Here is an 11,756-nt window from a genome sequence, read left to right as displayed (position 1 = left end):
ATGACACGGACGGGCACCGGTGCGCAGGGCCGTCGACACGACCCGTCGCCGGGGTGCCGGAGCCGCCGGGAGATCGCTCGCCCGGCTCGGGAGACACTGCTCCCGCTGTTCACCTGACCGTGGTCCGGTCCGATAGGTGTCGGACCACGGGTACTGCTCTTCGTCCGCCCGCGCACGCCTCCCATCCGGACTTTAACCGTCGGTCCAGGAATTTCACCTGGTCAACCGGCCGCTGGCTGCGGACGGGTCGCGGACTGTAACCGCCGGTTCGGATTTTCACCGACCCCGGAGTGCGCTGAACGTCACTGCTGATGACGTCATTGTGCCACGCGGGGCGCAAGCCCAGGGAGACCGTTCCGCTGTGGCCTGTTTCACGGCCTTGCGGGGAATGCGCGGCGGGGTCGGGTGCGGGTGCGGGTGCGGGTGCGGCGGGGGCGGCACCCGAGGCCGCCCACCGGCCTCAGAGCGTGGCGGGCATGGCGATCGGCATGAAGTGGGTGACCTCCGGGGGGTGCTTCAGGTAGTGCAGCTCCCCCTCCGACCAGACCGGCCTGATCCGCCACATCGGCCCCGCGTACCCGCGCAGCGCCTCCTCGTCGCGCCAGCGGCTCACCACGAGCACCCGGTGCCCGCCCTCGCTCACCGAGCGCAGCAGCTCACCGCCCAGACAGCCGTCCGTCCGCCCCAGCTGCGGGATCACCTGGCTGACCAGGTGCGCACAGAACTCCTCGATGCGATCCGCCGTGACCTGCCCGGCCCAGATTCTGACGATCACGGCCACCACCTCCGGCTGACTGCTGACTGCTGACTGCTGACTGCTGACTGGGGTCCCTGGCCCCATTATCAGCGGAAAACCGCTGGTGGGGAGGGGTGAGCCGACTCTTTCACGGAGAATGGAGGATTCCCGGACGGAGGACGGCCCGCTAGGTTCCCGGTATGACCCTCGCCCCGGAAGCCCCCACACCGTCAACCGCCGTCCCGGCGCCGTCGAACCGCCTGTTCGCCGCCCTCAGCGCGGGCGCCCTCAGCGACCCGGCCCAGCTGCGCGAGGTCTACGAGCAGCCCGGCGACCACGCGCGCCGCAAACAGGTGGACCGCCTGCACGACGTCGCCCAGCGGCTCATCGCCTGCTCCTCGCTGGTGTTCGTGGCCAGCTCCGACGCCGCCGGCCGGTGCGACGTCTCCCCGCGCGGCGGCCCGGCCGGGCTGGTCTCGGTGCTCGACGAGTACACCCTGGCCATACCGGACGCCACCGGCAACAAGCGCCTGGACACCATGCACAACATCCTGGAGAACGGCCGGGTCGGGCTGCTCTTCGTCGTCCCGGGCCGGGACACCACGCTGCGGGTCAACGGGCGGGCCTGCATCTCCACCGACCCCGAGCTGCTGCGACAGCTGACCGCCGTCGGCAAGCCGCCGCGCAGCGCCATCGTGGTGGCCGTGGAGGAGGTGTACGCGCACTGCCCGAAGTCGCTGATGCGCGGCTCGGCTTGGAAGCCGGAGAACTGGCTGCCCGCGGACGCCCAGCCGACCTCGGCGGAGGTCACGCTGTCGCACCTGCGGGACGACTCGCTGACCGTCGAGATGATCGAGCAGACGGAGCGGGAGGCGCTGCGGTACCGGTACGAGTAGCGGGTGCGAGTGCCGGGGCGGGCTCATGCGGGTGGCGCGGGCGCGTGCAGGCGGTGCGGGCGGTGCGGGCGGGTTGAGGTGCCCCGCCGGCGGTCCGGGCGGGCCGACGACGGGGCACGCGCGTGTCGCCCCAGGTCAGGCCGCCTTCGGCAGGTCGACCACCGCCGCCCCTTCGGCCGCCCGCTGAACGGCCTCGACGCCCTTGTGGGCCGCCTCCTTGCTGCCGTAGCCCTGGCCGCTGGCGACGATCTCGCCGTTGCCCGCCTTGAGCCGGAACCGGTACTTGCCGCCGGCGTCCTCGTAGACCTCGAACTTGCCCGCCATCCGGGCCACCTCCTCGTGCGGCGCGGGACGCGCCGTGTCGGTCCGTAGTCCCCCCGCCCTTCCCGTCCCTCCCCTGCTAGCACCGTGCGTCCGGCGCCCGGGCCCCCGCACCCGGTCGGCCGCCGGACGGGTGACGTCGGGCGGAGCCGGGTTTGCGGGGGTGCCGGGGACGTCGGCGGTGGCTTGAATGGACGGATGGACTGCGTGTTCTGTGCGGTGGTGGCGGGCGAGGAACCCGCGCACCGGGTGCTGGACGACGAGGCGGCGGTGGCCTTCCTGGACCGCCGGCCGCTGTTCCCCGGCCATGTGCTGGTCGTGCCGCGCGCCCACCACCGGACCCTGGCGGACCTGCCGGCCGAGGACGTCGGGCCGTTCTTCCTGCGGGTGCAGCGGGTGGCGGCGGCGGTCGAACGGGGGCTGGGTGCGGCGGGCACCTTCGTGGCGGCGAGCAACCGGATCAGCCAGTCGGTGCCGCACCTGCACGTCCACGTGGTGCCGCGGAATCCGAAGGACGGGCTGCGCGGGTTCTTCTGGCCGCGCGGGACGTACCCGGACGAGGCGGGGGCGGCGGAGGTCGCGGCGCGGCTGCGGGCGGCGCTCGGGGAGCGGTAGACGGCGTTGGGGGGGCGGGGAGCGGTGGGGGCGCTGAGGGCGGGGGCTGGTAGGGGGCGTCGGGGGCGGGGGTTGGGTTCAGGAGGCTCGCGCGCGTTCCGCGCACCCGGTTCGCGTCCGCGGACGCCGGGGCATTTCCACCACACCCCTTGACAGGTATAGACCACTCCGCTTGAGTCGGTGTCGGCCCCGTACCGGCCCGCGCCCCGGTCGGCCGTCCCCCACGACGCGCCCCCGCACGGGGCCCGGCTCCCCTGCCCCGATCAGGTCCCTGTCTCGACGACGTGCGGCCCCCACCGCACAAGGGGTGATGACGTGTCAACCAAACGCCTGCTCGCGCTGCTGTCCGCCGTGGTCACGGCGCTCGCGCTCGCGGTGCTCCTCCCGGCCTCCGCCAGCGCCGCCGCCTGCGGCACCGCGTGGAGCGCCACCGCCGTGTACACCGGCGGCGCCGCCGTCTCGTACGGCGGCCACAACTGGACCGCCAAGTGGTGGACCCAGAACGAGCCGCCGAGCACCGGCGGCTCCGGGGTCTGGAGCGACCAGGGCCCCTGCGGCGGGCCCAGCGACCCCGGCCCGACCCCGACCCCCACCTCGACCCCCAACCCGGGCGGATTCCCGGTCAGCCAGGCCCAGTTCGACCAGATGTTCCCGAACCGGAACCCCTTCTACACCTACCAGGGCCTGCTCGACGCGACCGCCGCCTACCCCGGCTTCGCGGCCACCGGCAGCGACACCGTACGCCTGCAAGAGGCCGCGGCCTTCCTCGCCAACGTCAGCCACGAGACCGGCGGACTGGTCTACGTGGTCGAGCAGGACACCTCCAACTACCCGCACTACTGCGACACTTCGCAGCCGTACGGATGCCCGGCCGGGCAGGCCGCGTACTACGGGCGCGGACCGATCCAGCTCAGCTGGAACTTCAACTACAAGGCGGCGGGCGACGCCCTCGGCCTCGACCTGCTGAACAACCCGAGCCTGGTGGAGACCGATCCGGCGGTCGCCTGGAAGACCGGCCTCTGGTACTGGAACACCCAGAACGGGCCGGGCACCATGACCCCGCACGACGCGATGGTCAACGGGCGGGGCTTCGGCGAGACGATCCGCAGCATCAACGGCACGCTGGAGTGCAACGGCAACAACACCGCGCAGATGCAGCACCGGGTCAGCCTGTACCAGGGCTTCGTCCAGCTCCTCGGCACGGTGCCGGGGGACAATCTGACCTGCTGACCTGCTGACCTGCCGACCTGCCGACCGCGAACCGGCGGGCGGGCTGGCGGGTCGACGGGTCCGTCGGCCCGCCCACTCCTCGCCCCGGGGCGGTCTGCTCCGGGGGGAGGAGCGCGCGCAGCCGTCCGTTCCTCGTGCGGCGCAGCCGGGCGTACACCCGTGGGAGCATCCGGAGCGGTCGAGATCATTATCCGGGCGGACGACTTCGCAGGTCGCGGGCGCCTAGGCTCACACGCATGAACGAACTCGCCCGCCTGGTGCAGGAGACCACCGACCGGCTCGCGGTCCGGCACGTCGGCGTGGTGGTCGCCGGGCTGGCCGGTGACGCCGTCGAGATCCACGGCGCCGGACGGACGGGGCCGGACGGCCGACGGCCCGGGGCGGACACCCTGTTCGAGATCGGCTCCGTCACCAAGGTGTTCACCTCGCTCGTCCTCGCACGGCTGGCGCTGGACGGCACGGTGCGGCTCGACGAACCGCTGGCGGAGCTGCTCCCCGACGCGGCGGCCGTCCCGGTCCGGGGCGGCGAGGCGATCACCCTGCGGCACCTCGCCACCCACACCTCCGGGCTGCCCCGGTTGCCCCGGGGCATGGTGCTGCGGTCCCTGCTCCGGCCCAACCGGCCCGACCCGTACGCCCATTGCACCGGCGAACGAATACTCTCCGGGCTGTCCCGCACACGGCTGCACGCCGTCCCCGGACGCAGCTTCCGCTACTCCAACCTCGGCGCCGGGCTGCTCGGGCTGGCCCTCGCCCGCCGGGCCGGCACCGGGTACGGGGAACTGGTGGAGCGCGAGGTCTGCGCACCGCTGGGGCTGGCCGACACCTGCCTGCGGCCGGACGGCGAACAGTCGGCACGACTGGCGTGCGGCCATTCGGCGAGCGGGCGGCCGGTGCCGTCCTGGGACCTGGCGGCCCTCCCCGGCATGGGCGGGCTCCACTCCACGGCGGCCGACCTCACGGCCTTCCTGCGGGCCCAGTTGGCCGCCGAACGCGCGCCGGACGCACCGCTGGCACCCGCGATCCTGCTCACCCGGGAGACCAGGCACCGGGTCAACCCGTTCGCCTGGACGCACCTCGGCTGGCTCGGCCACCGGCTGCACGCCCAGCAGGGCAGGCACCTGCAGCTGTGGCACAACGGGGGGACGGGCGGGTTCAGCTCCTTCGTCGCGTTCGACCCGGAGCAGCGGGTCGGGGTGGTGGTGCTGGCCAACAGCCGGCGGTCGGTGGACCCGGCGGGCACGGCGCTGCTGCGGAGGCTGCAGACCGGATTCGGCGCGTCGGGGCGCTGACGGGGGCGGTGGCCTCCTGCCCTGCCTTGCCCTCTCCTGCTCGGCCTTCTCCGCCTGTACGGTCGCCCCTCTCGCTCTCCCCCGCCGCCGGTAGCCGCCGGCGGTCACTTCCTGCGGCGGCCGGCGGCTGACACTGCCGGCGGTCACGGTCGCTCCTGGGCCGAACGGCACATCAGCTCCGGACACACTTCGGTTGTTTCGGGCCAAAGGGTGCTGATTGGCACTGTTCGCCGGGGTGGCGGGCGATCGATCCTGGTGATCCAACAGTCGCAGTTCCGGTTGGGGAGACCGGCGAGAGCAAGGAGGCCGAGATGGCGATGGTGTGGTCGCCGGCGTGGGCGCGGTCGGTCGTGGAGAACGGCCAGGGCCGGCGCGGGCCGGTCGGGCCGCTCGGGCGGGTGGTGCGGGTGCACCGGGGGTTCCGGCCCGTCCCGTGGCGGGCGCGGACGTGGTTGGACGCCACTGCCGCGGTCCTCGCGGCGGTGGCCTGTCTGGCACTCGGCGAGTGGTGGCCCGCGCCCGTGGTGGCGGCCGTCGCGCTGGTGGTCGTGAGCGGGTACGCGTTGCTGCGGCCCGCGCCCGGGCTGCACTCCGTGCGGGTCCACGAGGGCGGGCTGGCGCTGGTCGGGGCGGACGGCGGGGAGCGACTGCTGCCGTGGGCGGGCATCGAGGCCGCCGAGTACTCGCCCGGCGGGCGTCGAGGGGTACCCGAGCAGGGCCGAATATGGCCCGTCGGGGCGGACGAGCCGCTGGTGCTGGCCCAGCTGCACGGGTTGGACGGACTGCTCCGGGAGATGGACGAGCGCCTCTCCCCCGGCCTCCGGGCGGCCCTGCACGAGACGCTGCGGACCGACGGGAGCGTCCGGTTCGCCCGGGGGCGGCTGACGGTGACGGCCGGCGGCCTGGTGCACCGGCCGCCGCATTCGCTGGGCGCGGCGGAGGCCTACCGTTGGGGCGAGGTGCACTCGGCCCGGGCGTCCGGCCTCGGGGAGCTGGAGGTCCGAACACGGTCGGCCGGGCTGCCGCTCGCCCTTCCGGTGCCCAATGCCCGTGCGGCGGCGGAGTTCCTGGAGGAGGTCCGGTCCCGGAGCACCACAACGCCCACGACGCCCACAGCGCCCCGTTAGGCCCTGTCCGGCCGACGCCCTTGAAGGGTTGGATTCCCAAACCTACAGACCTATAGTGAGTTTGCTTTTCCAATCCACTCCACCGCAGGAGAGGCGGCCAGCCATGCGCGATGCCGTGATCGTCGAAGCCGTCCGCACACCCGTCGGCAAGGGCAAGCCGGGCGGCGCCCTCTCGGCCGTCCACCCGGTCGAGCTGCTCGCCCACACCCTCCAGGCCCTGATCGGGCGCAGCGGCATCGACCCGGCCCTGATCGACGACGTGATCGGCGGCTGCGTGGACCAGGTCGCGGAGCAGGCGATGAACACCACCCGCTACGCCTGGCTGGCCGCCGGGTTCCCGGACTCCGTGCCGGCGACCACCATCGACCGACAGTGCGGCTCCTCCCAGCAGGCCGTGCACTTCGCGGCCCAGGGGGTGATCGCCGGGGCGTACGACCTGGTGGTCGCCTGCGGGATCGAGTCGATGAGCCGGGTGCCGATGTGGTCCAACGTGCCGCCGGGGGCGGACCCGTTCGGCGCCTCGGTCGCGGCCCGCTACCCCGGCGGGCTGGTCCCCCAGGGCGTCAGCGCCGAGCTGATCGCCGCCAAGTGGTCGATCTCCCGGGAGGCGATGGACGAGTTCGCGGCCGGCTCGCACGCCAAGGCCGCCCGGGCCCACGCCGAAGGCCGGTTCGCGGACGAGCTGGTCCCGGTGCCGACGCCCGGCGGACTGGTGACGACGGACGAGTCGGTGCGCCCGGGCAGCACGCCCGAGGTGCTGGCGGGCCTGCGCCCGGCCTTCGCGGACCCGGCCTACGCCGAGCGCTTCCCGCAGATCTCCTGGTCGGTGACGGCGGGCAACAGCAGCCCGATCAACGACGGCGCCTCGGCCGTCCTGATCACCAGTAGCGAGACCGCCGCCCGGTTCGGCCTGCGTCCGCTGGCCCGGCTGCACTCCTTCGCGGTCACCGGCTCGGATCCGCTGCTGATGCTCACCGGCGTGCTGCCCGCCACCGAGAAGGTGCTGCGCCGCGCGGGCCTCTCGCTCGCCGACATCGACCTGTTCGAGGTCAACGAGGCGTTCGCGAGCGTCGTCCTGGCCTGGCTCCAGGAGACCGGCGTCGACCCGGCCCGGCTCAACGTCAACGGCGGCGCGATCGCCCTCGGCCACCCGCTGGGCGCCAGCGGCACCCGGCTGATGACCACGCTGGTGCACGAACTGCGCCGCAGTGGCGGGCGGTTCGCGCTGCAGACCATGTGCGAGGCGGGCGGCCTGGCCAACGCGACGGTCCTGGAGGCGATCCACTGATCCCACTCATCCCCTAGGGGTCGCCACCGGCGCCTCCCGGAAGGGATCTATACGCCGCTGAGCCGACGTCAGTTTCCCTGCGGGCGACCTACCGTCGCCCTCATGAGCCGACACACGAACCGACGCACGAACCGACGCACGAGCCGAGTTCGCACCACCGCCGCCGCGGCGGCACTGCTGCTCGCCCTGCCGCTGTCCGTCGCCGCCGCGGCCCCGGCGCTGGCCGCCCCCGCGGTACCGGTCGCCACCACGGCCGGTACCGCCGCCCCGAGCACCGTCCACCTCGAACTCCCGCGCCCGACCGGGCCGTACGCGGTCGGGCAGGAGATCCTGCACCTGGTCGACCACGACCGCACGGACCCCTGGGTCCCCTCCGCCGGACCGCGCCAGCTGATGGTCACGATGTACTACCCCGCACACGCGGGAACCGGCACTGCGGCCCCGTACATGACCGCCGCGGCCGCCCGGATGCTGTTGGACGCCAAGATCCCGGGCAACACCGTCCCGACCGAGACGGTGACCGACACCCGGACCTGGTCCAGGACCGATGCCCGCCCCCAGGGCGGGCACTACCCGCTGGTGGTCCTCTCCCCCGGCTTCACCATGCCGCGCACCTCGCTCAGCAGCCTCGCCGAGGAACTGGGCAGCCGCGGGTACGTGGTCGCCCTGGTCGACCACACCTACGAGAACACCGGGACGACCTTCCCCGACGGACAGACACTGCCCTGCGTGGAGTGCGGCCGGCTCAAGACCCCCGAGGCCTGGAAGGGCCTGGACGAGAGCCGGGCGAAGGACGTCTCCTTCGTCATCGACCAGCTCACCGCCCGCCCCCACCCCGCCTGGCGCTACGCCCGCATGATCGACCGCGACCGGATCGGCATGGCCGGGCACTCGGCCGGCGGCGCGGCCAGCGTCCCCGCGCTGGTGACGGACGACCGGATCCGGGCCGGGGTCGACCTGGACGGCAGCATGGACTACGAGGTGCCCGAGTCCGGCATCGGCGGCAAGCCGTACCTGATGATCGGTCACCCGCTGCCCGGCGCCGAGGACACCAGCTGGACCGACAGCTGGCCCCGACTGGACGGCTGGAAGCGCTGGTTGACCTTCGACGGCACCGACCACGGCAGCTTCACCGACTACTCACTCTTCCTCGACACACTCGGCGTGCCCCAGCCCCCCGGCACCACCATGTCGGGGCAGCGCGCCACCGAGCTCACCCGGCGGTACGTCGGGGCGTTCTTCGACCTCCAGCTGAAGGGCATCGACCAGCCGCTGTTCGACGGGCCGACCGCCGCCGACCCGGAGGTCCGGTTCCACTCCTGATTCCGCCCCTGATTCCACTCCTGATCCGGGACGTCGTCGCCGCACCCGCGGCTCCACCCCGGTGACCCACGAGGCCGTCGGCGAGCTGCCGGCGGCCTCGTCGGCCTGCCCGCCCCCGGACGGCGTCGCGCTACACGGCCGCCGAGGCGATCGGCTCCAGCAGCAGGTGCGGGCGGACCAGGGCGCGGGAGACCGGGTCCTCCCGGTGGTGGTCGTCGGTGCGGGCGGGGTTGGGCCGCATCGCGACCTCGGTCGGCGGGACCGGCCCGCCGCCGCACGCGGGGCAGGCACCGACGAAGTCCAGGTCGGTGCCGCAGGGGACGTGCGCGAACAGGTGGTGCGGGCCGCCCGGGGTCGCGTGCCGGCCACCCCAGCGGCTCAACTGGTAGAGCGGGCCCCAGAGTTCGAGACCTGCCCCGGTGAGCAGGTAGCCGTGGCGCAGCGGCGCCTGCTGGTACGGCTCCTTGCGCAGCACCCCGGCCGCGACCAGGGCGTTGAGGCGCGCGGTGAGGACGGCGCGCGGGATGCCGAGGTGGGCGAGGAAGTCGTTGAAGCGCTGCACTCCGTAGAACGCGTCGCGGACGATCAGCAGGCTCCAGCGCTCGCCGACCACCTCCAGGGCGCGGGCCAGCGCGCAGTCCTGCAGTTCGTAGTCGATTCCCAGGGCCATGTGCGTCAGGGTAGTCCACTCAGGGAGTGGGTTCAATGAACAGACTTTCAGTGGTAGCGTGCTGCGCGAGACGAAGGTTCATTCACCAGACCTATAGGTCCGGCCTCGGTCCTCCGGGTTCGGCCCGGTCCTCCAGGTCCTCCAGGCCCGCCCTCCGGAGGGAACACCATGTCCCCCGCACCATCCGACTCCGCCGCCGCTGTCCGCCCCCGCGCCACGCTGGCCATCACGGCGGCCGCGACCGCCCTGGTCACCGTCGCCTACACGGCCCCCACCGCCTCGCTCGCCGCCACCGCCCAGGCCGCCCACCTCGGCGCCGCCGGCCGCACCTGGATCCTCACCGGCACCCTGGTCGGCATCTCGGCCCTGCTGCTCACCGCCGGCAGCGCCGCCGACGACCACGGCCGCAAGCGGGTCTTCACCTCCGGCGTCCTGCTGTTCGCCGCCGCCGAGGCCCTGGCCGCGCTCGCCCCCGGCGGCACCGTCTACCTGGCCGCCCGGGTCCTGCTCGGCATCGCCTCGGCCGCCGTCCTGGCTCCCGCGCTCGGTCTGATCAGCCACGCCCACCCGGCCGGGCCCGAGCGGATCCGGGCGCTCGGAATCTGGGGCGCCTCCGTCGGCCTCGGCATCGCGGTCGGACCGGTCTACGGCGCCCTCGTCCAACAATGGGCCGACTGGCGCGCGGTCAGTGGCGGACTCGCCCTCGCCTCGGCCGCCGTGGCCGCCTGCGCAGCCGTCGGTCTCACCGAATCCCGGGCCGAGCGGCCCCGCCCGCTCGACCCGTACGGCGTGCTCACCCTGGCCGCCGGGACGGCCCTGCTCATCGCCGGACTCGCCGAGGGCCGCAGCGGCTGGGGACGGCCCGCGGTGCTGGCGCTGCTCGCGGGAGGGGTGGTGCTGCTCACCGCCTTCGCCCTGGTCGAGGCGACGGTCCGCGAGCCGATGCTCGACCTCTCCCTCTTCCGCAACCCCGGCTTCATCGCCGCAACGGGTGGTGCCCTGTTCACCGGGCTCTCGCTGGTCGGCTTCATGAGCTACCTGCCCACCCTGCTCCAAGGCGTACTCGGCCTCTCCGGCCTCGCCGCGGGCGGCGTGCTCGCCCTCTGGTCCGGCCTGTCCGTGATCGCCGCCCTCCAGGCCCGCCGACTGGCCGCCCACCTGTCGGCCACCACCCAGGTCGCCCTCGGCCTGCTGATCTGCGGCCTCGGCGAAGCCGGACTGTACGGACTCACACCCGGCTCCTCCTGGCTGCGGCTGGCCCCCGGACTCGCGGTCGCCGGCGTCGGCAGCGGAGTCCTCAACGCGGCCCTCGCCCGGCTCGCCGTCAGCAGCGTCCCCGCGCACCGCGCGGCCATGGGCTCGGGAGCCAACAACACCTCCCGCTACATCGGCTCCGCCCTGGGCGTCGCCGTAACGGTCGCCGTCGCCGGCACCCCCGGGCCCGCCACCACCGCCGACACCCTGGCCACGGGCACCGACCACGCCGTCCTGGTCGCCGCCGCCCTCTGCCTCCTCGGCGCAGCCCTCACCCTCACCACCCGCACCGCACCCGCCCCACACCCTGCAAGCACCCGCTGACGCCACAGAGAGCCGAGCCCTCCGACTCCTGGCCCCGACAACCCCGACACCCAGCAAGTCGACCCGGCCCACCTCTCGTACGCAACCAACAGGCAACCCGCCACGCCACACCGGCCCCCGCCGCCAGCCCTCGAAGGCCACCCACCGCCGCCCCCACAACCCGTAGTCGGCCCAAACACCGAACGGCGAACCCTCCGAATTCCCGGCACGACGCACGGGAAGTCGACCCGGCCGACTTCCCGTGCGCGACCAACAGGCAAGCGGCCCCTCCGGTCCCGGCTACAGACGCTGGAACACGCCCCCTGGGCACTGCCGCTGGCCCACGCGGCCAAGCCCAACCCGCCCACTGCGCGGCCGGGCTGCTGAGGAGTACGGTCACCTCCCGGCCGACCGAACGTAGGGGCCATGGCCTGCGGTGCCATCGGACGCCAGACCCACCGGCGGGGCGTGCCTGGCCAACGTGGGAAGTCGGGTCGGCCGCTCGGAAAGTCGCATCGGCCAACAGCGCCGTTCGCTGCCCGCCCGACCGCTGCACGAGAAGTCGGCCCGGCCGACTTCTCGCGCGCCGAGGCGGTGGCTCGCTGGCGGGACTATCACGATCTAGGTGTACGGCACCCGGTTGGCCTATGTGTTGATCTTGTGGGTGGGCGTGGGCCGGTTGGCCTACGCCCGTCCGGCTG

At 73.7% G+C, this 11,756-nt stretch carries 11 protein-coding genes and 1 riboswitch; of the genes, 8 read left to right on the top strand and 3 right to left on the bottom strand.

Going from position 1 to position 11,756, the window contains the following annotated elements; translation table 11 throughout:
• Positions 1–169 precede the first annotated feature (169 nt).
• A riboswitch (FMN riboswitch) is annotated at positions 170–297 on the bottom strand.
• A gap of 163 nt (positions 298–460) precedes the next feature.
• Positions 461–775, bottom strand: a complete 315-nt coding sequence (locus ABTZ03_RS36630) for an antibiotic biosynthesis monooxygenase family protein (protein WP_350517511.1) — start codon at positions 773–775, stop codon at positions 461–463.
• A 161-nt stretch (positions 776–936) separates the two neighbouring features.
• Between ABTZ03_RS36630 and ABTZ03_RS36625 the strand changes: the two genes are divergently transcribed.
• A complete protein-coding gene (locus ABTZ03_RS36625) occupies positions 937–1,632 on the top strand; it encodes an MSMEG_1061 family FMN-dependent PPOX-type flavoprotein (protein WP_350517510.1) in 696 nt (231 codons plus the stop codon).
• Positions 1,633–1,767: 135 nt separating this feature from the next.
• Here the strand turns inward: ABTZ03_RS36625 and ABTZ03_RS36620 are convergent, their stop codons facing one another.
• Positions 1,768–1,956 carry a YegP family protein gene (locus tag ABTZ03_RS36620; RefSeq protein ID WP_350517509.1) on the bottom strand — a complete coding sequence of 63 codons (189 nt, stop codon included), beginning with the start codon at positions 1,954–1,956 and terminating at the stop codon, positions 1,768–1,770.
• A gap of 195 nt (positions 1,957–2,151) precedes the next feature.
• Here ABTZ03_RS36620 and ABTZ03_RS36615 point away from each other — a divergent pair, with 195 nt between their 5' ends.
• The 6 genes from ABTZ03_RS36615 to ABTZ03_RS36590 all read left to right on the top strand — a co-directional run bounded on the left by ABTZ03_RS36615 (position 2,152) and on the right by ABTZ03_RS36590 (position 8,828).
• Positions 2,152–2,568 (top strand): HIT family protein, encoded by a 417-nt coding sequence (locus ABTZ03_RS36615; RefSeq protein WP_350517508.1) that lies wholly within the window; start codon positions 2,152–2,154, stop codon positions 2,566–2,568.
• Between the two features lie 315 nt (positions 2,569–2,883).
• Positions 2,884–3,798 (top strand): glycoside hydrolase family 19 protein, encoded by a 915-nt coding sequence (locus ABTZ03_RS36610; protein WP_350517507.1) that lies wholly within the window; start codon positions 2,884–2,886, stop codon positions 3,796–3,798.
• A gap of 236 nt (positions 3,799–4,034) precedes the next feature.
• Positions 4,035–5,090 (top strand): serine hydrolase domain-containing protein, encoded by a 1,056-nt coding sequence (locus ABTZ03_RS36605; protein ID WP_350517506.1) that lies wholly within the window; start codon positions 4,035–4,037, stop codon positions 5,088–5,090.
• Between the two features lie 311 nt (positions 5,091–5,401).
• Complete coding sequence (locus ABTZ03_RS36600; protein ID WP_350517505.1) at positions 5,402–6,217, top strand: hypothetical protein; 816 nt, start codon at positions 5,402–5,404, stop codon at positions 6,215–6,217.
• Between the two features lie 103 nt (positions 6,218–6,320).
• Positions 6,321–7,505, top strand: a complete 1,185-nt coding sequence (locus tag ABTZ03_RS36595) for a thiolase family protein (protein WP_350517504.1) — start codon at positions 6,321–6,323, stop codon at positions 7,503–7,505.
• A 102-nt stretch (positions 7,506–7,607) separates the two neighbouring features.
• Entirely contained in the window at positions 7,608–8,828 is a 1,221-nt protein-coding gene (locus ABTZ03_RS36590; protein ID WP_350517503.1) for an alpha/beta hydrolase family protein, read from the top strand.
• A gap of 130 nt (positions 8,829–8,958) precedes the next feature.
• Here ABTZ03_RS36590 and ABTZ03_RS36585 read toward each other — a convergent pair whose 3' ends face one another.
• Positions 8,959–9,498 (bottom strand): winged helix-turn-helix transcriptional regulator, encoded by a 540-nt coding sequence (locus ABTZ03_RS36585; RefSeq protein WP_350517502.1) that lies wholly within the window; start codon positions 9,496–9,498, stop codon positions 8,959–8,961.
• A gap of 168 nt (positions 9,499–9,666) precedes the next feature.
• On the opposite strand from ABTZ03_RS36585, the gene ABTZ03_RS36580 reads away from it, so the two are divergent.
• On the top strand, positions 9,667–11,076 hold the full coding sequence (locus ABTZ03_RS36580) for an MFS transporter (protein ID WP_350517501.1): 1,410 nt from the start codon (positions 9,667–9,669) through the stop codon (positions 11,074–11,076).
• Positions 11,077–11,756 lie beyond the last annotated feature (680 nt).

This window comes from Kitasatospora sp. NPDC096077, assembly GCF_040303245.1.
Classification (GTDB): Bacteria; Actinomycetota; Actinomycetes; order Streptomycetales; family Streptomycetaceae; genus Kitasatospora.
The sequence above is the reverse complement of the archived record's forward strand: the minus strand, read 5'-3'. Positions and strand labels throughout refer to the sequence as shown.